Source organism: Nitrogeniibacter mangrovi, assembly GCF_010983895.1.
Classification (GTDB): Bacteria; Pseudomonadota; Gammaproteobacteria; order Burkholderiales; family Rhodocyclaceae; genus Nitrogeniibacter; species Nitrogeniibacter mangrovi.
In genome coordinates this window covers 171,814-194,481 of the sequence record NZ_CP048836.1, presented here as the reverse complement: position 1 = coordinate 194,481, position 22,668 = coordinate 171,814, and the positions used below count along the sequence as shown (strand labels likewise).

The window sequence follows — 22,668 nt, the reverse complement described above, 5'->3', positions numbered from 1 at the left end:
TTTCACTCGCTGCCCCCCGAGGGGGCGGCGACCCGCCTTGGGGCGGCCCGGCGGCGGGTCGGACGACCCCCACGCCCGTTTCACTCGCTGCCCCCGAGGGGGCGGCGACCCGCCTTGGGGCGGCCCGGCGGCGGGTCGGACGACCCCCACGCTCGTTTCACTCGCTGCCCCCCGAGGGGGCGGCGACCCGCCTTGGGGCGGCCCGGCGGCGGGTCGGACGACCCCCACGCTCGTTTCACTCGCTGCCCCCCGAGGGGGCGGCGACCCGCCTTGGGGCGGCCCGGCGGCGGGTCGGACGACCCCCACGCTCGTTTCACTCGCTGCCCCCCGAGGGGGCGGCGACCCGCCTTGGGGCGGCCCGGCGGCGGGTCGGACGACCCCCACGCCCGTTTCACTCGCTGCCCCCCGAGGGGGCGGCGACCTGCCTTGGGGCGGCCCGGCGGCGGGTCGGACGACCCCCACGCTCGTTTCACTCGCTGCCCCCCGAGGGGGCGGCGACCCGCCTTGGGGCGGCCCGGCGGCGGGTCGGATGGCCCCCACGCTCGCGGCCCGGCGACTGGGCGGGAGCGGAAAAGCAGCTTGTTCATAACGCAACTTTGTTGCAATATTCACCCTGCCTTTCTGGACACGCATTGCATTCATGCCCACCTCCGACCGCCCCTTCCATTCCCTGCTGACCCTCGGTGTCGGCGCCCGGCTGGCCATCGCCGCCGCGGCGGCGGCCGTGGTGTGGGCGCTGATGGGCTGGGCACTGGCATGAGCGCCTCCGCCCTCACCCTCACCAACGTGGCCGCCGGGCACGACGGCCATGTGTCGGTCAGCGACGTGACGCTGTCGGTGCCGGCCGGCGCCAAGGTGGCGGTGATCGGCCCCAACGGCGCAGGCAAGTCCACCCTGCTCAAGACCATCGCCGGCGAGCTGCCGGCCATGACCGGCCAGCTGCGTCGCTGCGAGACCTGCGCGCGCATGGGCTACCTGCCCCAGACCGCCACGGTGGACACCCGCTTCCCGATCAGCGTGTACGAGTTCGTGGCCATGGGCGAATGGGGCCGGCTGGGCCTGTTCGGGCGCCTGCGCCCGGCCATGCGCCAGCGCATCGACCAGGCCCTCGAGCGCACCGGCCTGAGCGCCATGGCCCGCCGGCCCATCGGCGTGCTCTCCGGCGGCCAGCTGCAACGCGCCCGCTTTGCCCGGTTGATGCTGCAGGACGCCGCCCTGCTGCTGCTCGACGAGCCCTTCGCCGGGGTCGACCGGCCCACCCGCGACGCCCTCATGACGCTCATCGACGCATGGCACGACGAGGGCCGCACCTGCCTGGTGGTGCTGCACGACGTGGAGCTGGTGCGCCAGCGCTTCGAGTGGTGCCTGTCGGTGGACGACGGCCACGCCCAGCTCACGCCCACCGCGGAGCTGCTCACCCTGCGCCCGACCCCGGTGGGCGACGCGCCGGCCCGCCACGCCTTCCTGCGCGACGCCCTGCACCCGGCATGAACCTGTTGCTGCAACCCTTCGAGTTCGAGTTCATGCGCGGCGCCCTGGCCGCCTGCGTCGCCCTGTCCTTCGGCGCCGCGCCCATCGGCGTGTTCATGCTGCTGCGGCGCATGAGCCTGATGGGCGACGCCATCTCCCATGCCATCCTCCCCGGCGCCGCCCTCGGCTACCTGGTCTCGGGCATGTCGCTGGGCGCGATGACGCTGGGTGGCGTGACCGCGGGGGTGGCGGTCGCGCTGCTGGCCGGCGTGGTGGCGCGGCGCTCGACCCTGCGCGAAGACGCCAGCCTCGCCGCCTTCTATCTCATCTCCCTGGCCATCGGCGTGCTGCTGGTGTCGGTCAAGAGCCGCAACGTGGACCTGCTCCATGTGCTGTTCGGCTCGGTGCTGTCGCTGGACCGCGACGCCCTGGTGCTCATCGGCGGCATCGCCACCACCTCCCTGTTCGGCCTCGCCCTGCTTTACCGGCCGCTGGTGATGGAATGCGCCGACCCGGACTTCATGCGCCAGGCCGGCGGCCCCGGCGCGCTGGCGCATCTGGGCTTCCTGCTGCTGGCGGTGCTCAACCTGGTGGCCGGCTTCCATGCCCTCGGCACCCTGATGGCGGTGGGCGTGATGGTGCTGCCCGCAGCCACCGCCCGCCTGCTGTGCGAGCGCCTCGACACCATGCTCGCGGTGGCGGTGGGCACCGCCCTGCTGGGCAGCGTCGGCGGCCTGCTCGCGAGCTACCAGCTGGACGTGCCGGCCGGCCCCTCGGTGGTGCTGTCGCTGGGCGTGCTCTACATGCTGGTCCTGAGCTTCTCCACCCTCCGGCGCCCCCGTCGCGCCGTGGCCGACATCCCCGCATGAAACACGCGATCCTCGCCCTGACCCTGGCGTTCGCCCTGGTCACCGGCGCGCAGGCCGACCCGGCCCTGCGCGTGCTCACCTCCTTCACCATCCTCAAGGACTTCGCCGAGCAGGTGGGGGGCGATCGGGTCGCCGTCACGACGCTCGTGGGCTTCGACCAGGACGCCCATGCCTTCGACCCGCGCGCCTCGGACATCCGCCGCATCAGCGAGGCCGACCTGGTGATCGTCAACGGCCTGGGTTTCGATCCGTGGATGGCGCGGATGCTCGCCTCGGCCCGCTTTGCCGGGCCGGTCGTGGTCGCCTCGAAGGGGGTGACGCCGCTGCAGGCCGGGCACGCGCCGGGGCATGAGGACGACGGCCACGCCGGTCACGCGCACGGCGACGCCGATCCGCATGCCTGGCTCGACGTGCGCAACGCCATGCTCTACGTGGACAACATCGCCGCCGCCCTGGCCGCGGCCGACCCGGCCGGCGCCGACCACTACCGCCAGCGCGCCAGCGCCTACCGGGCCCGGCTGGCCGAGCTCGACACCCGCCTGCGCGCACGTTTCGGCGCCCTGCCCGAAGCGCGTCGCACCGTGGTCACGCCCCATGACGCCTTCGGCTATTTCGCCCACGCCTACGGGCTGCGCTTTCTCGCCCCCGCCGGCATCGCCAACGAAGCGGCGCCCTCGGCGCGCGCGGTGGCCGAGCTGATCGAACAGCTGCGGGCGCTGAAGGTGGACCGGGTGTTTCTCGAAACGCTCACCGACGACCGCCTCATCGAGCGCATCGGCCGCGAGACCGGCGCCCGGGTCGGCGGCACCCTCTACGCCGACGCGCTGTCGCGCCGCGACGGCGCCGACACCTACGTCGGCCTCATGGAGCACGACCTGGCCATGCTGGCCGGGCCCTAGCCGAGGATCTTCCGCTCCACCGTCTTGCGCGCCTCGGGCGCGCACATCACCACCAGCACCTGACCGCCGGCGATCATCACCTCGGGCGAGGGGTTGAAGTGGAAGTGGCGGTGATCGCGGATGCCGAGCAGCACCACGTCGTGCCCGGGCAGGTCCAGCGACCCGACCGACTGCGGCGCGAAGCCTTCGGGCACGGGGATCTCCTCGAGCCGGTGGGCGGTCTCGGAGCGCACCAGGTCGTCCATGAAGCTCAGCACCCCCGGGCGCAGCATGGCGGCGGCAATGCGCTGGCCGCCGGTGAAATCGGGCGAGATCACCATGTCGGCACCGGCCTTGCGCAGCTTGGGCACGTTGCGCACCTCCAGGCACCGGGCCACCACCCGGGTGGCGCGGTTGATCTGCTTGGCGGTGAGCGCAATCATCATGTTGCGGCTGTCGTCGTCGGTCACCGCGAACACGCCGGCGGCGTCGTTGATGTCGGCCGCCAGCAGCAGGTCGTCGTCGCTGGCGTCGCCGGTCAGGTAGAGCAGGTCCGGCTGGCGCTCGCGGGCGGCGGCGAGGCGTTCCTCGTCCACGTCGATCACCACATAGGGGCGGTGCGTGGCGTCCAGCTCCTCGGCGACGTTGCGCCCCACACGGCCGAAACCGCAGATCAGGTAGTGGCCCTTGAGTTTGCTGATTTGCTTTTCCATGCGTCGTCTCCGCAGGGTCTCGTCCAGATCGCCTTCGAGAAAGAAGACCGACAGGGTGGTGAACATGAAGGTGACCGCGCCGAAGCCCACCAGGGACAACACGCCGGTGAAGATGCGGTCCCAGGGGGTGTCGATGGGCACCACCTCCTCGTAGCCCACCGTCGACAGGGTGATGAGGGTCATGTAGAAGGCGTCGGACCAGCTCGCGCCCTTGCCGCCGATGGCATAGAAGCCGATGGTTCCGATCACCATCATCAGCAGCAGCACCAGGCCGGCCACGACGATGCGGCGCAGGATGCGATCGAGCTGACCGCTGCGCCGGGCGCGCGACGGCGCCGCGCGCTCGTCGGCACGACGCTTCCTGAAAAACGAACTGACGCGCACGCTCGACCGGAACCTCGAAAAAGGGCAACGGCGACAGGATAATCGGCCCCCGGGGTGGCGACAATCATTGGTGGCGCGCCGCGGCGCCCGCGGGCCCATGGAACTCGACCCACGTGCCATACTCTCAGCAGGGAGTGGAGCTTCACGCCGGAGGGTGCATGCGCACGAAGACCGGGAAGACGCCTTGGCGACACTGGCTGGCCGCGTGGCTGCTGGCGCTGGCCGGTTTCGTCCTGCCGGCGCATGCCGGCACCGTGCGCGTGCTCACCGTGGACGGCGTCATCGGCCCCGCCTCGGCCGAGTTCATCATCGGCAACCTGAACCCGGCGCCGGATCTGGAGGCGGTCGTCATCGCCCTCGACACCCCCGGCGGACTCGACTCCTCCATGCGCCAGATCATCAAGGCCATCCTCGCCTCACCGGTGCCGGTCGTCACCTATGTGCATCCGGAGGGCGCGCGCGCCGCCAGCGCCGGCACCTTCATCCTCTACGCCAGCCACATCGCCGCCATGACGCCGGCGACCAATCTGGGCGCGGCCTCGCCGGTGGCGATGGGCGGCCTGCCGGGTGGCGGCGGTGGCGACGCCCCGGCCAAGGGCGACGCGCCCAAGGCCGGCGGCGACACCGGCGACACCATCCGTCCCTCGCTGGGCGGCGACACCCTGGCGCGCAAGGCCACCAACGACGCCATCGCCTACATCCGCAGCCTCGCGGAACTGCGCGGACGCAACGCCGAATTCGCCGAGAAGGCGGTACGCGAGGCGGCCAGCCTGTCGGCGACGGCAGCGCTGCGCGAAGGCGTGATCGACCTGATCGCGCCCGACGTGCCGACCCTGCTGGCGCGCATCGACGGGCGCAGCCTGAAGCTGGCCAACGGCACCCATGTGCTCAAGACCCGCGGCGCCAGCATCGACTATCGCAGCCCCGACTGGCGCATCAAGCTACTGGCCGTGCTCGCCAATCCGCAGCTGGCCGTGGTGTTGATGATGATCGGCTTCTACGGCCTGTTCGTGGAATTCACCAGCCCCGGCTTCGGGGTGCCCGGGGTGGCCGGCGCCATCTGCCTGCTGCTGGCGCTCTACGCCCTGCAGATGCTGCCGATCAACTGGGCCGGCGTGGGCCTGATCGTGTTCGGCATGATCCTCATGGGCGCCGAGGTGTTCATGCCCAGCTTCGGCGTGCTCGGCGTGGGCGGCATCATCGCCTTCATGCTCGGCGGCCTGTTCCTCATGGACCGCGAGGCGCCGGGCTTCGGCGTCTCGATGCCGTTTCTGGCCGGCACCGCCATTGCCGCCGCGGGCCTGATCTTCCTGGCCGGCAACCTGCTGGTGCGAAGCCGCGAGCGCCCGGTGACCAGCGGCCAGGAATCGCTCATCGGCAGCACCGGACAGATCGTCCGCCGCGAGGACGGCACCCTGTGGGCCCATGTGCAGGGCGAGCTGTGGCAGGTACGCAACCCGGCCGGCCTCGCGGACGGCGCGCGGATCCGGGTCACCGGCCTCGACGGCCTCATCCTCAGCGTCACCACCCTCGACAGCGACCACGGGAGCCCCTCATGACCCTCGACACCCTCACCGGCATTGCGCCGGTCATCGTCATCCTCATCGCCCTGCTCGCCGCCGCGATCAAGATCCTGCGCGAATACGAGCGCGGCGTGGTGTTCACCCTCGGGCGCTTCACCAGCGTCAAGGGCCCGGGACTGATCATCCTCATCCCCGGCCTGCAGCAGATGGTGCGGGTGGACCTGCGCGTGGTGACCATGGACGTGCCCAGCCAGGACGTGATCTCGCGCGACAACGTGTCGGTGAAGGTCAATGCGGTGGTGTATTTCCGCGTGGTCGATCCACAGAAGGCGATCATCGCGGTGGAGGACTACCTCATGGCCACCGGCCAGCTCGCCCAGACCACCCTGCGCGCGGTGCTCGGCAAGCACGAGCTGGACGAGATGCTCACCGAGCGCGACCGGCTCAACATGGACGTGCAGAAGATCCTCGACGCCCAGACCGACGCCTGGGGCATCAAGGTCGCCAACGTGGAGATCAAGCATGTGGACATCGACGAGTCGATGATCCGCGCCATCGCCCGCCAGGCCGAGGCCGAGCGCGAACGGCGCGCCAAGATCATCCACGCCGAGGGCGAGAAGCAGGCCGCGGTGGCCCTGCTCGACGCCGCCAAGATGCTCTCCCAGGCCCCCGCCGCCATGCAGCTGCGCTACCTGCAGACCCTCACCCAGGTGGCCAACGACCGCAGCAACACCATCGTCTTCCCCATGCCCGGCGATCTGCTCGAAGGCCTGATGGCCAAGCGCGCGGCCCCGGCGGGTGAGCCCAAACCGTAGGCCCGGGCACGGCGCCTCAAAGATACTGGCGCGCCAGCCAGGCGAGGGCCACGGTGAGGATCACCCCGCCGAGGAGCCGCTGCAGGGTGCGCTCGGACAGGCGCGCGCCGACACGGCGCGCCAGCAGCAGGCCGAGCGTGGTGGTGGCGATGAAGGCCAGGCCGTCGGTACCGATGCCGCCGCCGTGGATCAGGCTGCCCGAGGCGGTGATGGCCGCCACCAGGGCGATGACCGCCAGCGAGGTGGCGCTGGCCGCCTGCATCGACAGGTCGGAGAACTGGCGAAAGGCGGGCACGATGAGAAAGCCGCCGCCGACCCCGAGCATGCCGGTGAACAGCCCGGCGGTACAGCCGATGAGCCCCAGCGTGGCCGAGCAGCGGGTATTCCAGCGGAAGCGCCCGGTGGCCGGGTCGAGCATGCAGTTGCGCGCCTCGTGCGGTCCGTCGGCATCGGCCGGGCGGGCGGGTTTGCGCAGCATGCGCACGGCGATGTAGAGCATGAGCGCGCAGAACACGGTGGTGAGCATCGGTTGCGGCAGCCGATGCCCCAGCCAAAGGCCCACCGGAGCACTGAGCACCCCCAGCAGCGCCATGAGCCCGGCGGCCCGGTAGCGCACGACGCCCCGGCGCAGGCCGACGACGGCCCCGGTGGCGGCCGCCAGCGATACCGCGGCGAGCGAGACCGGCACCGCCTCGGGCAGGCTCATGCCCAAGCCCATGATCAGCGCCGGCATGGCCAGCACGCCACCGCCGGCGCCGGTGAGCCCGAGCACCGCGCCGATGGCGCTGCCGAGCACACCGGCGAGGATCAGGGTCTCGTTCATGCGCGCCCGGGCCTCAGAGCAGGTTCAGCGGCAGCTTGAGGTAGCTCACGCCGTTGGCCTCGGGCGGCGGCGGGTTGCCGGCACGCACGTTCACCTGCACCGAGGGCAGGATCAGCCGTGGCATCTCCAGGGTGGCGTCGCGCGCGGTGCGCAGGGCGACGAAATCGGCCTCCGAGACGCCGTCGTGGAGGTGGATGTTGCCGGCGCGCTGCTCGGCCACGGTGCATACCCAGCGGGCCTCGCGCCCTTCGGGCGGATAGTCGTGACACAGGTGCAGTCGGGTCTCGGGCGGCAGCGCCAGCACCTTGCGGATGGAGCGGTACAGGGTGGCCGCGTCGCCGCCGGGGAAGTCGCAGCGGGCGGTGCCGAAGTCGGGCATGAACAGCGTGTCGCCGACGAAGGCGTCGGCGCCGATCACGTAGGTGAGGCAGGCCGGGGTGTGCCCGGGGGTGTGCATCACCTCGACCTCGAGTTCACCGATGGGGAAGCGCTCGCCGTCCTCGAACAACTGGTCGAACTCGGCGCCGGTGCCGCTGATGTCCGGCGCGTTGAAGATTCTGGCGAACACGCCCTGCACCTCGCGGATATGGGCGCCGATGGCGATGCGACCGCCCAGGTGCTGCTTCAGGTAGGGCGCCGCCGACAGGTGGTCGGCATGGGCGTGGGTCTCGAGCAGCCAGTCCACCGTCAGCCCGGCCGCGCGCACATGGCCGATGACCCGGTCGGCGCTGGCGTAGCTGGTGCGGCCGGACTTGGGATCGAAGTCGAGCACGCTGTCGATGATGGCCGCGCGCGCAGCGGCCGGATCGGAGACCACATGGGTCACCGTGAAGGTGTCCGGATCGAAGAAGGACTGGATCGTCGGGGTGTTCATGGGTGTCTTTCCTGCATCGGGGCGGGACGGTTCCGGTCTCGCCATGCGTGGGTGTCGGCACGTCGTGCCATTGCCTAAATATAAGCAATTTCTAATGCATTGACCACCGGACGTGCCCCGACACGGTCGCCGCCCTCACCATGGCGGCCCTGCGGGATCAGCACCCCCTCAACGACGCCGGCACGCGGCGCCAGCCGACCCGCTCGGCCTGGCGTACGAAGGCCGACAGGTCGAGCCCATGACGCTCGGCCAGGGCCGCCGCCTGCCGGTGCAGGCGATGCCACACCGGGCGCATGGCCGGGTCCTTGAAGGCGATGAGCACATGGTTGCCGTCCTCGGGCACCGGCACCGCCAGCAGCTGGTCGTCGAACACCTCACGCACCGCCGCGACGAAGTCCGCATAGGCGACCGGCGGGCCGGCCAGGTTCGCCACCAGCACGCCGGAACGGGCCAGCGCGGCATGGGCATCGGCGACGAAGCCATGGCGGGCCAGTTGGGGCGCGAAACCTCTGGTATCGAAGGCATCGATCATGAGCACGTCGATGCCGCCGGCGTGCGCCGCCGTGAACGCGGCGCCATCGCCGATGTGGACGCGGAAGCGATCCCCCTCCGCCGGCAGTTCGAACAGCGCCCGCCAGGCGAGCATGGCCGGCTCGGTCTCGACCGCCGTCATCCGCGTGCGCGGCAGGTGGCGATGGCAGAACTTCGCCAGCGCGCCGCCGCCCAGCCCGATCAGGGCGAGCTCGCGGGCGGCAGGGGCGAACAGCAGCCACGCCATCATGCACGGCCCGTAACCCGGCACCAGGGCGGCCGGCTCGGCCTTGCTCATCACCGTCTGCATGAGGTCGATCGAGCCGAGATAGAGGGTCAGGTGCTCACCGTCGTCGATCACGAACGGATCGGGATAGTCGCCGGCCAGCAGCCGCCGGCGCAGCGTCTCCACATCGGCGTCGACCGGCGCGTGCAGCAGCACCGTGCCGGGCGCGATCTCGAAAGGACTGGCGAGGGTCAGCACGGAGGCGCCGGCCATGGCGAACGGGCTCGTGGGGCAGGAGACGCGATTGTAGGGGGTATCGCCGGCGCCGCGCGGTGGGCCAGGCAAAAAAAATGCCCCGTCGAAACGGGGCCGGAAGATCAAAAAGGTGTAGTCGCATGGTAACTGCCGCACCGCGCCGGCGACAGGGACGAATTGTCGCAGGGCTCAGGGGCGCCGAACGGCCACCAGATGCAGGCGCACCGTCACCGCATCGGCCACCTGCAACGCGCCACCGAGCACCGCCAGGGGCGTCATGCCGAAGTCGGTCTGGCGAATCTCGAACTGGGCGCGGGCCTCCAGCGTATCGCCCTGGCGGACGAAGTCCACCGGCACGCGCAGGTCCCTCGACACCCCGCGCAGGGTGATGCGCACCGTCAGGTGCACGGCATCCGGGCCCGGTTCCACCGCCACGGTGTCTACACGCACCGCCGGATACCGCGTCGCGTCGAGCACCCGTTCGCCCAGCATGTTGCGCCGGGTCCCCGCCACCGCCGCGTCCGGCACCGGCTCGAAGCCCTCGCCCAGCGCCGCGCGCGCCTCGGGCGGGTCCACCTCGAAACCGGCCACCGGCAGGCGCAGCGACACCGTCGACCGGCGCAGCGCCGGCGCCAGGGCGACGACGCCCGTCACCTGACGCGCGATGATCACATGGTTGTGGCCCAGCCGCGCGAGAGTCCCCGCCCGGCGAACGATGAAGCGGATTCGGGTCCGCGCCGCGTCGACCGCATAGCGCGCCGCATCGGCCGGCGCCGAGGCCAGCGGGCGGCTCGGGGGTTCGGGCGCAACCCGCATCTCCGGCGACACGCCGCAGGCCGCCACGGCAAGCACCAGCAGAGAGGCAACCCAGCGGCCACACCGCCACACGGGGGTATCCGCCATCAGGTGATCGGGGTTCGCAGCACCAACGGTGCCATCCATGAAAACGGCCCCGCCATGGCGGGGCCGTCCATTCTCACGCCACCCGGCTCAGCGGCGCTTGCGCGTCGCCGCCAGGCCGATCAGACCAAGGCCGAGCAGGGCCAGCGATGCCGGCTCGGGCACATTGTTGCCGCCGCCGCCCAACGACTCGCTGAACATGGCGATGGCCACCAGATTGTTGTCGAAGGTAGGCGCCCAGGTCTGCGGCTGCAGTACCCAGGTCTGGTTCGACGACTGGTCCCAGTCGGCGTTGTAGGCATCGACCGCGTCGCTGTAGGGGACGACGATGTCGCAGTCGCTGTTGACATCCACGCAGGCCAGCCCGTTGCCCAGGTCGGTCGGAACCACACCCACGCTGTTGAAGAAGGCGATCAGGGCATTGGCAGCCGACATGGCGCCCGCCGCATCACCGTCGAAGGTGAAGGGGTTGGCACCGATCACGGCGTCGAACGAACCCTCCTGCCAGGTCACGTCGTAGAAGCTGCCGCCGACGTCAAGGGCGGTCACACCCACCACATCGCTACCGCTGTAGACCAGCGAAGGCGCGGCCATGGCGGCCGCGGAGGTCAGGAGGCATGCGGCCAGAAGAGCGGACTTGATGGTGTTTTTCATTCTGTTTCTCCGTATCGCGGCGCTTGCGTCGGCGATGTGTGCTGTTGGGTGCGCGCCCCAAGCGATGTTCAAGGCGCAGGAAAGGCGCATCAGAAGGACATAAGCAAACATCGAACCAGTCACAGATTTTGACGCATTATCAGCCTCTTGCCTGCCTCGCCGGGCAGCGCCGGAAGCGAGATGTAAAATCGATCGACAGTCCGCCGCGCCGGCCGCACGGACGCGGACCGGCATCCAGGCTCACCCCGCGGCCCCGCCCCGCAGCCACACCGCGTCGGCGGCGAAACGCGCCGCCAGCCAGTCGGCCAGCGAACGCACCCGGGGCAGCTCGCGCTGCCCACGCGCGACCACCATCCACACGTCGCGGCTCGGCACCGCCACCGGCAAACGCACCAGGCCGTCGTGTGCCTGGGCGGCGATGTGCGGCAGCACGGTCAGGCCGAGGCCGTCGGCGGCGGCCCGCGCCAGGGCGTCGATGCCGTTGCTGCGAAAGACGATGCGCGCGGGGTCGATGCGCTCGGCCAGCCACACCATCTCCGGCAGCCCCATCATGTCGCGGTCGTAGGCGAGCCAGTCGCACCCGGCCTCGAAGGGCCAGGCCGAGGGGCTGCGCCCGGCGGCGCCATAGACGCCGAGGCCGAGCTCGCCGAGCCGACGGATGACCAGATCGCCGCTGGCCGGCCGGGCCAGGCGCAGGGCGATGTCGGCCTCGCGGCGCGCCAGATCGAGGTTGTGGTTGCCGGCCACCAGCTCGATGGACAGGGTCGGGAACGCGGCCCGCGCGGGCGCGACGAGGCGGGCCAGGTAGTGGGTGATCAGGGTGTCGACCGCGGTGATGCGGGTCACGCCCCGGACCCGGGTGTCGGCATCGTCCACCACATGGCACAGGGCCGCCATCTCGCGCTCGATGCGCTCGCCGTGTTCGATGACCCGCACGCCGGGCCCGGTGGGTCGCATGCGGCCGCGATCGCGCTCGAACAGCTGGGTGCCCAGGCGCCGCTCGAGCGTCTTCAGCCGGCGCGACACCGTGGTCTGATCCACTTCGAGCACGCCGCCGGCGGCGCTCATGGTGCCGGCGCGGGCAATTGCGAGCACGAAGCGCACCTCGTCCCAGTCGAAGCGATCTGCATTTTTGCCGGACCGGGCTGCAGACATATCCATCGATTTCGGCTCGCGAGGCATTAGGGTCTGGCGTTTCACACACTCATCAGGAGACCCGATCATGACCAAGCCCACGACGCTTCGCAACGTTGCCGGCCTGCCCGACACCCCGCCCCGCCTGGCCGACTGCGCCCTCGTCATGGTGGACTGCCAGCAGACCTACCGCGAAGGCATCATGCAGCTGGACGGCGTCGAGCCCGCCCTGAACGCCGCCGCCGCGCTGCTTGGCCGTGCCCGCGAAGCCGGCTGCCCGATCTTTCACATCCAGCACGACGCCGGACCGGGCAGCCCCTACGACATCCGCGCCCGGATCGGCGCCATCGCCGAGCCGGTCGCACCGGTCACCGGCGAGGCGGTCATCACCAAACACCTGCCCAACGCATTCGTGGGCACCGACCTGGAACGCCAGATCGCGGCGACCGGCCGCACCGACGTGATCGTGGTCGGCTTCATGACCCACATGTGCATCAACTCCACCGCCCGCGGTGCCTTCAATCTGGGCCTGCAGCCGGTGGTGGTCGCCAATGCCACCGCCACCCGCGATCTGCCCGGCGCGGACGGCCACGTCGTGCCCGCCGCCGCCCTGCAGCAGGCCAGCCTCGCGGCGCTGGGCGACCTGTTCGCCCGGGTGCTGCCCAGCGCCGACGCACTGGCGGTCTGAGCGTTCAGGCGGTGTCCGCCCCGGACACCGTGCCGACGCCACCGACGGCGCGGAAGGCATCGAGGCGCCATGCATCGGAGGATGCGAGTGAAACTCGTTCCCTGATCTACACTCCAATGGTAGTCACGACCATCCGGCACCGGCCGTCGGTCGGTGCCTCTGCGATAGGAGGTGCACCATGACACTCACGGATCTGCCTCGCATGCTGTTTTCGGAAACCGAAGGCTGGCGCGACATCCAGCGCATGCATCCGGGCGTCACCAAGATGCTGCTGGCCGTCGTCGGCCCGCTCTCGCTGTTGCCGCCGCTCATGTACGCCTATGCGAACATGGCCCATCCGGGCGCCATCTTCCCGCGCCTAGAACCGGCGCTGAGCACCAACGAGGCGCTGCTGGTGGGCGGCATCTTCTTCCTCGTCGAAGTGGCCATGGTGTTCATGATGGCCGATCTGATCCGTCAGTTCGCCAACGCCAAGTCGCTCCAGCCCGACTACGCCCAGTGCTTCGCCCTGGCCGCGATCGCCCCGGTGCCGCTGTGGCTCACCTCGGTGATGCTGTTCATCCCCAGCCTGTGGTTCAACGTCATCATGCTCGCCGCGGCCTGGATCGGCACCGCCGCCCTCATCCGCCACGGGGTGCGCAGCCTGCTCGAGGTCGACGACGGGGAGCTGGCCCACCGCATCGGCAACCGGATCACCTTCGCCGGCGTGATCGCCTGGCTGGCGCTGATGATCATGATGGCGCTGGTGGTGAGCATCATGCTCGGCTGGCGCTGAGCGAAGCATCACCGGGGGCGCCGGTACGCGCCTGCGCACTGCCGCACACACGCCGCCCCCACGCGGGTGCGGCGTGTGTTTGCACGCTCACCACACGTAGTACATCAGCACCCAGGGCAGCACCGCGCCAGCGGCCGCGAGGGCAAACAGGCCCAGCGCCGCGAGGCGACGCCATCTGCCCAGCGCGGCCAGCATGCGCGCGGCCAGTGCCACCGACGCCAGGCTGGCAACGGCGAGCAGGGCGCCGCGAATGGCCCCCAGATGGGGAATCAGCACCCCCTCGGCGCCCAGCAGGGTCACGGTCAGGGCCGACAGCCCCAGAAACACGCCCACGCCGCCGAGCGGAATCAGCGCGTAGGCCAGCCTCAGATCGCTTGCCGCGCCACGCGTGACCCGCGCCGCGGCACGCAGCCACAGACTGATCCAGCCGCCGATGAGCACGGCCGCCGCACCGATGTAGCCCACGATCATCAGGCCGTCGAGCCAGGTGAACACGTCGTTGGCCTGCGGATAGTGGGTCAGCAGCCACCAGGGCGCGTTGTCGCCGAGCAGGGCGAAGCTGTCGTGCTCCACCAGATACCCGGCCACCGCCAGCTTGGCCTGGACGAACCAGGGCGAGGCGGACCACTGGAAGGCACCGATCGCCGCGCCGATGAGGCCGAACACCAGCAGGCGCACCTCCCAGCGGCTGGTGTCGTTTTCCGTCATCCGCAACACCTCGCTGCCCGGTACCCGCGCTTCGAGCGCAATGGCCCCACGATGGCCGCTGCAGCGGCCACACATGTGACAGGCCGAGGCGCTGTCCATGCGACGCAGATCGAGCAAGGGGGCGCAGTTGACCGGCTCGACGGCGGCACGGCCGTGGGCCTCCCAGGCGCCGCGGTCGGAACGGAAATGCACCGGCGCCAGACGCGCCAGCAGACCGAACACGCCATTGACCGGACACAGGTGCCGGCACCAGATGCGCTTCTCGCGGCCGTACACCAGACCGATGGCGATCGCCGCCACGGTGGAGCCGCCCAGCACCAGCAGCACCGCCTTGGGATACTGGTAGACGCTCACCAGCTGACCGTAGATGGTGGTGCCGAGAAAGGCGACGAAGGGCCAGCCGCCCCACTTGATCCAACGCGGGACCGGCCGCCCGAGGCCGAAGCGGCTCACCTGCTCGGTGGCAAAGCCTTCGGGACAGAGCACGCCGCACCACACCCGCCCCAGAAGCATCATCGACACCAGCACGAAAGGCCACCAGATGCCCCAGAACACGAACTGGGCGAACAGGGTCAGGTCGTCCCAGATATGGGCCGCGCGTTCCGGCAGCGGCAGGAAGGCGGGCACCGCGACCAGCACCAGATAGGCCGCCAGCACCCCCCACTGGATGCCGACGATCACGCCGCGGTAGCGACGCATCCATGCGCCGACGATCGCCAGCCGGCCGCGACCGGGCGGTGCGCCCGCGGGCACGAAGTTGAGGGCGTGGGCGCGGGTGTTCATCGCGCGCCCTGGGTGGATGCGGCAGGCATGGCCACGGCACGCCGCGTCAGCACCAGGACCACGGCCCAGTAGCCGAACCACACCAGCGCCGCCATCAGCGAAGGCTGGGAGCGATAGCCGGCGAAGGCGGCGGCGATGTTGCCCAGGGTGCTGCCTTCGCTGAGCAGCGCGGAGGTATCCCACAGCGGCTCGTAGAGCGGCGGCAGCCAGCCCATGTTGATCAGGCGCTCGGCGCCGGAGACCAGCAGCGCCGCGGCGAGCATGAACAGCACGATCTCGGTGATGCGGAAGAAGGTGCGGCTGGGCAGGATGCGCGAGCCACGCTGGATCAGCCAGGCCGTTGCCACCGCGAGCGCGAAGCCGAGCCCGGCGCCGATGAACATCTGCACCAGCGCGCCGCCGCTCTGCTCAAGTCCGAGGCCATACAGGAACAGGACCGTCTCGGCCCCTTCGCGCCCCACCGCGATCGCCGCCACCACCGCGGCGGCCACGCCGCCGGTGGACGAGGCCCGGGCCATGCCCGCCTCGAGCTCGCGCTTCATGTGGCGCCCGTGCTTGCGCATCCACAGCACCATCTGGGTGATCAGGATGGCGGCGATGAAGACGATCCCGGCCTGAAAGGCTTCGAGCGCGTTGCCGGCGAGCTGGCTTTGCACGCCGAGCATCACCACCGCCAGCACGGCGGCCAGCCCCACCCCGCCGGCGACGCCCGCCCACAGGTGCTTGAGGGTCACGGTGGCGTCACCGCGCGCGCGGATCCAGGCATAGAGAATACTGACGACCAGGATGGCTTCGACGCTTTCGCGCCAGACAATGAAGAGTGCGTTGCCCATGGTGGCTTTCCTGTGTTGCGTGTTACTTGGCGATGAAGCGGCCCTTGGCGGTTGCCTTGTGGAATTCACCGAAGAAGGGATAGGTGCCCGGCTTGAGCGGCGGGTACACGGTGGTGCGGGTCACGCCCGGGGCGAGCACCAGCTCGCGGAACGGGGTGGCGGTCTCGAATTCCTCCGGCCCGGCGTTGCGATTGACGATGCGCACGCGGAAGCGGGTGTTGGCCGGCACCTCGACGGTTTCGGGGCTGAAGCGGCCGTTCTGCGCCACGATCTCGAAGGTCGGCAGGTCGGCCCGGGCCGCGACGGGCGCGCCCAGGGCAAGACAGGCCAGGGTCAGACAGAGGGCTCGATTCAGGGTCATGCGGTCGTCCTGTCAAAAAGTCGAAAGGCCCCACCGGCGGCAACCGGACGAGGCCAGGGTATCGGGCTTGCGCGAGCCGCTCATCGAAGCGGCACGCCCGCGGCTGGGGACACGCTCAATAGCCCCCTTTCTTGCCGACGCCCACGTAGGTGAATTCGTACTCCACGGTGAACGGCTTCCACCATTCGGCCACGCCGGTCTCGCGGTCGGTGTGGCGGCCGAAGTGCGCGTGCGGGTTGCAGCCCGGCGGCTGGATGGTGAACTTGAGCGTGTACTTGCCCGGCCCCATCAGCTTCACGTTGTCGCCATAGTGCGGCCCGTCGCTGGCCACCATGGCCATCGCATCGCCGCTGACCTTCTGCTCCGAGCCATGCTTGCTCACTTCGTACCTGATGCACATGTCGGGAATCCAGAACCCTTCCGGAAAGCCGTTGGGGTTGTCGGCCACGGCATGGATGTCGGCCTCCAGATGCACGTCCGATTCGGCCGCCGGGCGCATCATGCCCGCCGGTGCCATCTCGACCGGCTGCAAGTAGACAGCCGCGACCTCCATGCCGTTGACCACCTTCGGTTCCCCGATGGGGTACTCCAGGGCCTGGGCCGCCAGGGGGGCGGACAGGGCAGCGACAATCAGGGTGTTTCGAACGAGCGACATTCGGCGGACTCCATGCAGCGGTGATTGGACTGAACGCATCATATCGTAAATGCGAATCAGTCTCAATAATATTTTTGTTTCACATGGATGACGCCTGCTGCCGGATGCACGGGCGCCGCCCCGGCCGGGCGCACTGCCGACTCAGCGCAGCGTCGGGATCAGGGGCCTCGGATCGACCGGGGCGCCCGCCCGGACCACCTCGAGATGCACATGGTTGGTGATGCCCGGGTAACGGTGTTGCAGGCATTGCACCGCGCCGATCCTCTGCCCGGCCTGCACCGTGGTGCCCAGCAGGGCCGGGTCGACGTCCATGTAGAAGAGCTTGACCTCCAGCCCGGCGTGGCCGCCGACGCCGCGCAACAGGACGCCGGTCAGCACCGCATCGTCGTCGTAGGGGTCGGCGCGACGGACGAGCTCGGCATCGATCGGCGAGCACACCGGCTGCCCCGGTACCGCCACCAGGTCCACGCCCCGGTGTGAACGCGCCCCGCGCGGCGCACCGAAGTGCCCCGCGCCCCAGGCATCCGATCCGCGCACCGCGCCGTCCTCCACCGGGCAGCACAACACGCACGGCACGGCGGCCGACGACGGTACACGCCCGGAGAACAGCGCGACACAGCCGGCCACCTCCACCGAAACCGCCTCGAAGCGCTGGCGCAAGGCCGTCACCAGCCCCGCCAGGTCGTCCTGCGTGTTGGAGAAGATGCCGCGCCCGTTGTAGAACCGCATCAGGCGCCGCGCAGCCGGGCCCCGACTCACGCCATCGTGCAGGATCGTCGATCCGAACAGCGTCGCACCAGGCGTCATCATCGCCCGAAGGTGATCGAGCGCCGCCGCCTTGTGCTCCATCGAACCGGGCAGGCAATGGAACAGGTAGTTCACCCCCACCGAGTCGAACGCCTCGATCGGCTGCGCGACGGGCGCCAGCACGTTGTGCGTGTAGCGCTCCGGCCGATAACGGGCGATGCGTGCGGCGGCAAAAGCCAGCGACTCGGCATTCATGTCCATGAGCGCCACCCGCGGTCGGGCCACGGGGAAGCGGCAGCGGTCGAGGAAATAGCCCGTCCCCACCCCCACGTCCAGATGGTTGGCGCTCACATGACGGTCGTAGTGGGCTCGCAGCCGCGCGGTCGGACACTTCCAGATGAAACGGTTGGAGATCCCCAGGACGACCAGGTCGTACACCAACAGGGTGCGCCGTGAATAGACGGCCTGTCCGGCCTCGGCGTCGGTCGCGGTGGGGGTCATGGGCGCAATGTCTTTCCAAGAGTCCGAAGGCCGCATCCTAGCCCGAGTGGTCCGCCCGACGCGCGCCACGAAGCCGCGATCCCGGGTGACGCCCAAGTCCCGGGCGTCGGAATTTCTTACGCTTCGACACCATTGCGCCGAAGAAAATCCTCCAACATTTTGATTTTTATTATTATTTTAAGATCCTCAACATCGGCACAACGCTTGCTTCACAAGACCATGACCGACAGCGGCGCAGCGACGGGCATCACCGTGCGCCCCCGGACACCTCATCACGCACGCAGCGGAAACCGTCATGATCACATCGAATCGCAAGGCACTCGTGGGGCTGATCGCCCTGCTCTTCAGCGGCATCGCCTCGGCCGCCCCGATCTACTGGACCGACTGGACCGGCACCGACATGGACCCGGGCACCGGCTTCCAGGGCCAGGGCACCATCACCACCTCGAGCTCATCGGTGACGGTCACCTACACCAACGCCAACGGCATCGGCTTCTACCAGCCCAGCGGCGGTATCGACTACTACCAGAACGGCCACAGCGGCCGTGACGACACCATCTCGCCCTACACCAGCAGCGTGGTGGACAACAGCCCCACCGGCACCGACATCGTCGCCCTGAGCCGCGCCGGCAGCCAGACGCTGCAGTTCTCCCAGACCATCGCCAACCCGGTGTTCGCCTTCGTGAGCCTGAACGGCAACGGCTACGCCTTCCTCAACCAGGACTTCAACATCCTCAGCGTCGGCGGCGAAGACGGCAACGCCTGCGGCTACTGGGGCTGCGGCGGCGTCACCAAGGTGGTGTACGACCTGGGCAACGGCGACTTCCTGTACGCGCTCAACAGTTCCAACGTGGGCGGCACCGAGCCGCACGGCGTGATCCAGTTCACCGGCGCCTTCGACACCCTCACCTGGGACAGCGCCTCCAACGAATACTGGAACGGCTTCACCGTGGGCGTACAGGGCACCGCCGCCGAGGTCTTCCCGCCCAGCAACAACGTGCCGGAACCGGGCACCCTGGTGCTCGCCGGCCTCGGCCTGCTGGGTCTGGCGGCACGCGCCCGGCGTCAGCGCTGACGCGCACGATACAAAAAGCGAACGGCGGCCTTCGGCCGCCGTTTTTCATGGTCGGGCATCAGACTCCGCCGGCGAGGAACGCAATCAGCCGTGCCACGGTGACGTGCTGCGCCCAGGCGTAGCCGCCCACCAGGGCAAAGCTCAAGGAGGCCAGCGACGCCATCAGGCCGAGATAGGCCCGCGACAGATCCGCCGTCCCCGCCTCGGAAAAAATCTTGTAGTGCACCTGGCCCTTGATGGCCACCCAACCCACCGCTGCGGGTGCGATGCCGCCCGCGCCGAACAGGCCGATCGCGAGGGTGAAGAAGAAGCGCTCGGCAATGCCGGTGAGCAGCCCCGAGAACACGAACTCCCGGCACACGATCGGCGATTTCGCCCGCACCAGCCAGTCGAGCGCCACGAAGACCAGGAACGAGCCCACCGCCCCGGCCACGCCGGACACGCAAATCAGCCCGAAGAACCAGGACGAGTGCAGGACGAAGTCATCCATCGGAATCCCCTGTAAGCGCGCCACCCGAGCATCGCCGACAATGCGCCCATGAGGCAAGGCCGGCCGGCCGCCAGGCGGCGCGTAAGAGTCGGGGGCCGCGCACGGTCAGATGGTATGTGGAGTCACCGGAGCACACCCGCCCATGAAATCGCTCGCCCCCCTGCACCGCCTCGCCCTGATCACCGCCTGCGCCCTCGCCGGCCTCGGCGCCCCCATCCACGCCGGCGCGAAGGACCTGCGCAGCCTCACCGTCGCCGGCGGCTGCTTCTGGTGCGTCGAATCGGACTTCGAATCCGTGCCCGGCGTGATCGAGGCCGTCTCCGGCTTCACCGGCGGACACACCGTCGATCCCACCTACAAGCAGGTCTCCCGTGGCGGCACCGGCCACTATGAAGCGGTGAAGATCACCTACGATGCCGACGTGGTCGGCGAGGCCCGCCTGCTGCACCTGTTCTTCCGCGGCATCGACCCCACCGACGCCGGCGGCCAGTTCTGCGACCGCGGCGACACCTACCGCACCGCGATCTTCGTCCACGACCCCCGGGAACGCGCCACCGCCGAGGCCGAACGCGACGCCGCGCAGAAGGCCCTCGGCCAGCCCATCGTCACCCGCATCCTCGACGCCGGCCCCTTCTACCCCGCCGAGGCCTACCACCAGGACTACTACAAGAAGGACGACCTCGTGTTCACCCGCCGTGGTTTCAAGACCAAGGCCGAGGCCTACGCGTTCTACCGTAAGGCCTGCGGACGGGATGCGCGGGTGCAGGCGCTGTGGGGCGCGGACGCGCCGTTCGTGCATCACGCGAAGTGAGCGTTCGCGCTTCACGCCCGATGCCGGACGTCGCAGGAGAGTTGATCGACCGGGACCTTCATGGAAACCGTGGCGTCCGGGTCACGACGAAATCCCGGCGTCGGGCCTGCGGCCCTCGGCCGGGCTACTTGCTGCGACATCGGGTGAGGCATGCGACGCCTTGCTCGTTAGTCACCGCGCCCGACACGGAATGATGCCCTTATCGGGCAGATCGACGACGCGCACAGCACTCAGCCACCATCACCATCAGACATGCGCCAATGAAGGTGCTGGCCAGCATGAGCGAGAACGCCGCCCACGGTCGCGCGAGCACACCGACCGGAAGATGCGTGGCCTGCGCTGCATGAAACACGCCAACGGCGATATGCGTCGCAGCCAAGGCCGGAGCCAACATAAATCCCGACAACAACGCCGCTCTCGACGCGCCGACGCGTCGGCAAACGAGCAATGAAGCGGCCCCAATGCCCGCCAACATCGAGGCGGGCAGCACGATACTGCCGATGCCATGAACGATGAAGGCGTATGCGTCAGGAAACAGCTCACCAATGGGATGGAATGCTCCGTTGCGAACCGCAATTCCGAACATGCTCCGCGCCAGATCGAGGACAGCGCCGAGCAGCGGCGATGCGATGAGGATGACGGCGACCACAGCCCCCGCCAGAGCACTGGAAACAGCCTGTCTTTGCACGATCTTCACCCCTTCACACAAACCACCTGCCGCAAGGTGTGCACCACCTCCACCAGCGCGTCCTGCGCGGCCATGACGGCGTCGATATCCTTGTACGCCATCGGGATTTCGTCAATCACTTCCGCATCCTTGCGGCATTCCACGCCCTCGGTGGCGCGGATCTGGTCCGCCACCGTGAAGCGCTTCTTCGCGGCGGTGCGGCTCATGGTGCGCCCGGCGCCGTGACTGCAGGAGCAGAAGCTTTCCGGGTTGCCCTTGCCGCGCACGATGTAGCTCTTCGCGCCCATGGAGCCGGGGATGATGCCGAGCTGGCCTTTCTGCGCCGAGACCGCGCCCTTGCGGGTGACCAGCACCTCGGCGCCGAAATGGGTCTCGCGCTGCACGTAGTTGTGGTGGCAGTTGACGGCCTCGACGTCGGCCTCGAAGGGCTTGGCGATCACCGCGCGGGCGGCGCCGACCACCTGGGCCATCATGAATTCGCGGTTCTTGCGGGCGTAGTCCTGCGCCCAGCCGACGGCTTCGACGTAGTCGTCGAAGTGCGTTGAACCTTCCTCGAAATAGGCCAGGTCGCGATCCGGCAGGTTGGCGAGGTGCTGGCGCATGTCGGCCTGGGCCAGTTCGATGTAGTGGCGGCCGATGGCGTTGCCGACGCCGCGGGAGCCGGAGTGGAGCATGAACCACACGCGGTCGGCTTCGTCCAGGCAGACCTCGATGAAGTGGTTGCCGGTGCCGAGCGTGCCCAGGTGGGTGTGGTGGTTGGTCTTCTCCAGGCGGGGGGCTTTGTCGACGAGGCGGCGGAAACCGGGCAGCAGGGCTTTCCAGTAGACGTCCACCAACGCCGGAGGACGGCCCCAGCTGCCCGGGTCGCGCTTGCCGCGGCTCAGGCTGCGCCCGTGCGGCACGGCCGCCTCGATGGCGCTGCGCAGGCCGTGCAGGTGGTCCGGCAGGTCGGCGGCGGTGAGCGTGGTGCGCGCGGCCATCATGCCGCAGCCGATGTCCACGCCCACCGCGGCGGGGATGATGGCGCCGCGGGTGGGGATGACGCTGCCGATGGTGGAACCCTTGCCCAGGTGCACATCGGGCATCACCGCCAGGTGCCTGTAGATGAAGGGCATGCGGGCGGTGTTGATGAGCTGGCGGCGGGCGTCGTCCTCCACCGGCACGCCCCGGGTCCACAGGCGGATGGGGGCGGCGCCTTCGGCGAGGAGGACGTCGTGATCGGGTCGGGTCGGTCGAGACATGAGGCGGGCTACCGGGTATCGGGGCGTTTCGCGCCAGCGCGCCTGTCCGCCCCGGGTGCATGGACGGTCAGTGTGGACCGATCCGGGCGCCGCGAGAAGCCGGGCGCGGCGCCCACGGCCGGGTTGCGACAGTTGGGCGGGAATCCGACACGGTGCGCCGTCCGCCGGACCGACGCGCCTGCCTGGGCGAAACCCGCGCCGGGCCTGCTCGTTTTCGCCATGCCGGTCGGTCGCGTCCATCGGGGCCGGGCCATGGCCCCGTT

24 protein-coding genes are annotated in these 22,668 nt (G+C 69.7%); 9 read left to right on the top strand and 15 right to left on the bottom strand.

Translation table 11 applies throughout. The features are described from left to right. The first annotated feature begins 756 nt into the window (after positions 1–756). The 3 genes from G3580_RS00810 to G3580_RS00800 are packed head-to-tail and all read left to right on the top strand — an operon-like array spanning position 757 to position 3,238. Positions 757–1,491 carry a metal ABC transporter ATP-binding protein gene (locus tag G3580_RS00810; protein WP_173763457.1) on the top strand — a complete coding sequence of 245 codons (735 nt, stop codon included), beginning with the start codon at positions 757–759 and terminating at the stop codon, positions 1,489–1,491. Then, the gene (locus G3580_RS00805; RefSeq protein WP_173763456.1) at positions 1,488–2,339 is read left to right on the top strand and encodes a metal ABC transporter permease; all 852 of its coding nucleotides are present in this window, start codon (positions 1,488–1,490) and stop codon (positions 2,337–2,339) included. Before G3580_RS00810 ends, G3580_RS00805 begins: the two co-directional genes overlap by 4 nt. Next, positions 2,336–3,238: a metal ABC transporter solute-binding protein, Zn/Mn family gene (locus G3580_RS00800; protein WP_173763455.1), complete on the top strand. Its 903-nt coding sequence runs from the start codon at positions 2,336–2,338 to the stop codon at positions 3,236–3,238. Before G3580_RS00805 ends, G3580_RS00800 begins: the two co-directional genes overlap by 4 nt. Here the strand turns inward: G3580_RS00800 and G3580_RS00795 are convergent. Further along, entirely contained in the window at positions 3,235–4,314 is a 1,080-nt protein-coding gene (locus tag G3580_RS00795; protein WP_228720732.1) for a potassium channel family protein, read from the bottom strand. The two genes, G3580_RS00800 and G3580_RS00795, sit on opposite strands and share 4 nt — an antisense overlap. Positions 4,315–4,472: 158 nt before the next feature. On the opposite strand from G3580_RS00795, the gene G3580_RS00790 reads away from it, so the two are divergent. Both G3580_RS00790 and G3580_RS00785 read left to right on the top strand, forming a co-directional pair. Further along, complete coding sequence (locus G3580_RS00790; RefSeq protein ID WP_173763453.1) at positions 4,473–5,873, top strand: NfeD family protein; 1,401 nt, start codon at positions 4,473–4,475, stop codon at positions 5,871–5,873. Continuing rightward, on the top strand, positions 5,870–6,652 hold the full coding sequence (locus tag G3580_RS00785; protein ID WP_173763452.1) for a slipin family protein: 783 nt from the start codon (positions 5,870–5,872) through the stop codon (positions 6,650–6,652). Before G3580_RS00790 ends, G3580_RS00785 begins: the two co-directional genes overlap by 4 nt. Positions 6,653–6,668: 16 nt before the next feature. On the opposite strand, the gene G3580_RS00780 is transcribed toward G3580_RS00785, so the two are convergent. The 6 genes from G3580_RS00780 to G3580_RS00755 form a co-directional block, all read right to left on the bottom strand. Further along, complete coding sequence (locus tag G3580_RS00780; RefSeq protein WP_217424569.1) at positions 6,669–7,475, bottom strand: sulfite exporter TauE/SafE family protein; 807 nt, start codon at positions 7,473–7,475, stop codon at positions 6,669–6,671. A gap of 13 nt (positions 7,476–7,488) precedes the next feature. After that, positions 7,489–8,349 carry an MBL fold metallo-hydrolase gene (locus G3580_RS00775; protein ID WP_173763451.1) on the bottom strand — a complete coding sequence of 287 codons (861 nt, stop codon included), beginning with the start codon at positions 8,347–8,349 and terminating at the stop codon, positions 7,489–7,491. A 157-nt stretch (positions 8,350–8,506) separates the two neighbouring features. After that, complete coding sequence (locus tag G3580_RS00770; RefSeq protein WP_173763450.1) at positions 8,507–9,379, bottom strand: class I SAM-dependent methyltransferase; 873 nt, start codon at positions 9,377–9,379, stop codon at positions 8,507–8,509. Positions 9,380–9,550: 171 nt separating this feature from the next. Continuing rightward, on the bottom strand, positions 9,551–10,264 hold the full coding sequence (locus tag G3580_RS00765) for a YceI family protein (RefSeq protein WP_173763449.1): 714 nt from the start codon (positions 10,262–10,264) through the stop codon (positions 9,551–9,553). A gap of 87 nt (positions 10,265–10,351) precedes the next feature. Continuing rightward, entirely contained in the window at positions 10,352–10,915 is a 564-nt protein-coding gene (locus G3580_RS19760) for a PEP-CTERM sorting domain-containing protein (protein ID WP_228720731.1), read from the bottom strand. Positions 10,916–11,155: 240 nt separating this feature from the next. Then, positions 11,156–12,076 carry a LysR family transcriptional regulator gene (locus G3580_RS00755; RefSeq protein WP_173763448.1) on the bottom strand — a complete coding sequence of 307 codons (921 nt, stop codon included), beginning with the start codon at positions 12,074–12,076 and terminating at the stop codon, positions 11,156–11,158. Between the two features lie 61 nt (positions 12,077–12,137). On the opposite strand from G3580_RS00755, the gene G3580_RS00750 reads away from it, so the two are divergent. After that, entirely contained in the window at positions 12,138–12,737 is a 600-nt protein-coding gene (locus G3580_RS00750; protein WP_173763447.1) for a cysteine hydrolase family protein, read from the top strand. 178 nt (positions 12,738–12,915) lie between these two features. Then, positions 12,916–13,512 (top strand): Yip1 family protein, encoded by a 597-nt coding sequence (locus tag G3580_RS00745; RefSeq protein ID WP_173763446.1) that lies wholly within the window; start codon positions 12,916–12,918, stop codon positions 13,510–13,512. Between the two features lie 87 nt (positions 13,513–13,599). Here G3580_RS00745 and G3580_RS00740 read toward each other — a convergent pair whose 3' ends face one another. From G3580_RS00740 to G3580_RS00720, 5 genes are all read right to left on the bottom strand, one after another. After that, positions 13,600–15,003: a 4Fe-4S binding protein gene (locus G3580_RS00740; RefSeq protein ID WP_173763445.1), complete on the bottom strand. Its 1,404-nt coding sequence runs from the start codon at positions 15,001–15,003 to the stop codon at positions 13,600–13,602. Further along, a complete protein-coding gene (locus G3580_RS00735; RefSeq protein WP_173763444.1) occupies positions 15,000–15,836 on the bottom strand; it encodes an FTR1 family iron permease in 837 nt (278 codons plus the stop codon). The genes G3580_RS00740 and G3580_RS00735 overlap by 4 nt, the downstream gene beginning before the upstream one ends. A gap of 22 nt (positions 15,837–15,858) precedes the next feature. Then, positions 15,859–16,197: a cupredoxin domain-containing protein gene (locus G3580_RS00730; protein ID WP_173763443.1), complete on the bottom strand. Its 339-nt coding sequence runs from the start codon at positions 16,195–16,197 to the stop codon at positions 15,859–15,861. A gap of 115 nt (positions 16,198–16,312) precedes the next feature. After that, entirely contained in the window at positions 16,313–16,852 is a 540-nt protein-coding gene (locus G3580_RS00725; protein WP_173763442.1) for an iron transporter, read from the bottom strand. Positions 16,853–16,993: 141 nt separating this feature from the next. Next, entirely contained in the window at positions 16,994–18,100 is a 1,107-nt protein-coding gene (locus G3580_RS00720; RefSeq protein ID WP_173763441.1) for a methyltransferase, read from the bottom strand. A 295-nt stretch (positions 18,101–18,395) separates the two neighbouring features. Here G3580_RS00720 and G3580_RS00715 point away from each other — a divergent pair, with 295 nt between their 5' ends. Beyond that, the gene (locus tag G3580_RS00715) at positions 18,396–19,175 is read left to right on the top strand and encodes a PEP-CTERM sorting domain-containing protein (RefSeq protein WP_173763440.1); all 780 of its coding nucleotides are present in this window, start codon (positions 18,396–18,398) and stop codon (positions 19,173–19,175) included. Between the two features lie 58 nt (positions 19,176–19,233). Here G3580_RS00715 and G3580_RS00710 read toward each other — a convergent pair whose 3' ends face one another. After that, positions 19,234–19,665: a hypothetical protein gene (locus tag G3580_RS00710; RefSeq protein WP_173763439.1), complete on the bottom strand. Its 432-nt coding sequence runs from the start codon at positions 19,663–19,665 to the stop codon at positions 19,234–19,236. A gap of 142 nt (positions 19,666–19,807) precedes the next feature. On the opposite strand from G3580_RS00710, the gene msrA reads away from it, so the two are divergent. Next, the gene (gene msrA, locus G3580_RS00705; RefSeq protein ID WP_173763438.1) at positions 19,808–20,476 is read left to right on the top strand and encodes a peptide-methionine (S)-S-oxide reductase MsrA; all 669 of its coding nucleotides are present in this window, start codon (positions 19,808–19,810) and stop codon (positions 20,474–20,476) included. 199 nt (positions 20,477–20,675) lie between these two features. Here the strand turns inward: msrA and G3580_RS00700 are convergent, their stop codons facing one another. Both G3580_RS00700 and G3580_RS00695 read right to left on the bottom strand, forming a co-directional pair. Next, the gene (locus tag G3580_RS00700; protein WP_173763437.1) at positions 20,676–21,173 is read right to left on the bottom strand and encodes a hypothetical protein; all 498 of its coding nucleotides are present in this window, start codon (positions 21,171–21,173) and stop codon (positions 20,676–20,678) included. Continuing rightward, positions 21,170–22,405 (bottom strand): RtcB family protein, encoded by a 1,236-nt coding sequence (locus G3580_RS00695; RefSeq protein WP_173763436.1) that lies wholly within the window; start codon positions 22,403–22,405, stop codon positions 21,170–21,172. Before G3580_RS00695 ends, G3580_RS00700 begins: the two co-directional genes overlap by 4 nt. Positions 22,406–22,668 lie beyond the last annotated feature (263 nt).

What these genes read in the sequence shown, in the direction of transcription:
- G3580_RS00740 (WP_173763445.1), bottom strand. Translation starts at nt 15,003, where the DNA reads ATGAACACCCGCGCCCACGCCCTCAACTTCGTGCCCGCGGGCGCACCG.
- G3580_RS00770 (WP_173763450.1), bottom strand. Translation starts at nt 9,379, where the DNA reads ATGGCCGGCGCCTCCGTGCTGACCCTCGCCAGTCCTTTCGAGATCGCG.
- G3580_RS00755 (WP_173763448.1), bottom strand. Translation starts at nt 12,076, where the DNA reads ATGGATATGTCTGCAGCCCGGTCCGGCAAAAATGCAGATCGCTTCGAC.
- G3580_RS00810 (WP_173763457.1), top strand. Translation starts at nt 757, where the DNA reads ATGAGCGCCTCCGCCCTCACCCTCACCAACGTGGCCGCCGGGCACGAC.
- G3580_RS00800 (WP_173763455.1), top strand. Translation starts at nt 2,336, where the DNA reads ATGAAACACGCGATCCTCGCCCTGACCCTGGCGTTCGCCCTGGTCACC.
- G3580_RS00730 (WP_173763443.1), bottom strand. Translation starts at nt 16,197, where the DNA reads ATGACCCTGAATCGAGCCCTCTGTCTGACCCTGGCCTGTCTTGCCCTG.
- G3580_RS00710 (WP_173763439.1), bottom strand. Translation starts at nt 19,665, where the DNA reads ATGGATGACTTCGTCCTGCACTCGTCCTGGTTCTTCGGGCTGATTTGC.
- G3580_RS00695 (WP_173763436.1), bottom strand. Translation starts at nt 22,405, where the DNA reads ATGTCTCGACCGACCCGACCCGATCACGACGTCCTCCTCGCCGAAGGC.
- G3580_RS19760 (WP_228720731.1), bottom strand. Translation starts at nt 10,915, where the DNA reads ATGAAAAACACCATCAAGTCCGCTCTTCTGGCCGCATGCCTCCTGACC.
- G3580_RS00775 (WP_173763451.1), bottom strand. Translation starts at nt 8,349, where the DNA reads ATGAACACCCCGACGATCCAGTCCTTCTTCGATCCGGACACCTTCACG.
- G3580_RS00750 (WP_173763447.1), top strand. Translation starts at nt 12,138, where the DNA reads ATGACCAAGCCCACGACGCTTCGCAACGTTGCCGGCCTGCCCGACACC.
- G3580_RS00715 (WP_173763440.1), top strand. Translation starts at nt 18,396, where the DNA reads ATGATCACATCGAATCGCAAGGCACTCGTGGGGCTGATCGCCCTGCTC.
- G3580_RS00780 (WP_217424569.1), bottom strand. Translation starts at nt 7,475, where the DNA reads ATGAACGAGACCCTGATCCTCGCCGGTGTGCTCGGCAGCGCCATCGGC.
- G3580_RS00765 (WP_173763449.1), bottom strand. Translation starts at nt 10,264, where the DNA reads ATGGCGGATACCCCCGTGTGGCGGTGTGGCCGCTGGGTTGCCTCTCTG.
- msrA (WP_173763438.1), top strand. Translation starts at nt 19,808, where the DNA reads ATGAAATCGCTCGCCCCCCTGCACCGCCTCGCCCTGATCACCGCCTGC.
- G3580_RS00805 (WP_173763456.1), top strand. Translation starts at nt 1,488, where the DNA reads ATGAACCTGTTGCTGCAACCCTTCGAGTTCGAGTTCATGCGCGGCGCC.
- G3580_RS00745 (WP_173763446.1), top strand. Translation starts at nt 12,916, where the DNA reads ATGACACTCACGGATCTGCCTCGCATGCTGTTTTCGGAAACCGAAGGC.
- G3580_RS00785 (WP_173763452.1), top strand. Translation starts at nt 5,870, where the DNA reads ATGACCCTCGACACCCTCACCGGCATTGCGCCGGTCATCGTCATCCTC.
- G3580_RS00790 (WP_173763453.1), top strand. Translation starts at nt 4,473, where the DNA reads ATGCGCACGAAGACCGGGAAGACGCCTTGGCGACACTGGCTGGCCGCG.
- G3580_RS00735 (WP_173763444.1), bottom strand. Translation starts at nt 15,836, where the DNA reads ATGGGCAACGCACTCTTCATTGTCTGGCGCGAAAGCGTCGAAGCCATC.
- G3580_RS00720 (WP_173763441.1), bottom strand. Translation starts at nt 18,100, where the DNA reads ATGACCCCCACCGCGACCGACGCCGAGGCCGGACAGGCCGTCTATTCA.
- G3580_RS00725 (WP_173763442.1), bottom strand. Translation starts at nt 16,852, where the DNA reads ATGTCGCTCGTTCGAAACACCCTGATTGTCGCTGCCCTGTCCGCCCCC.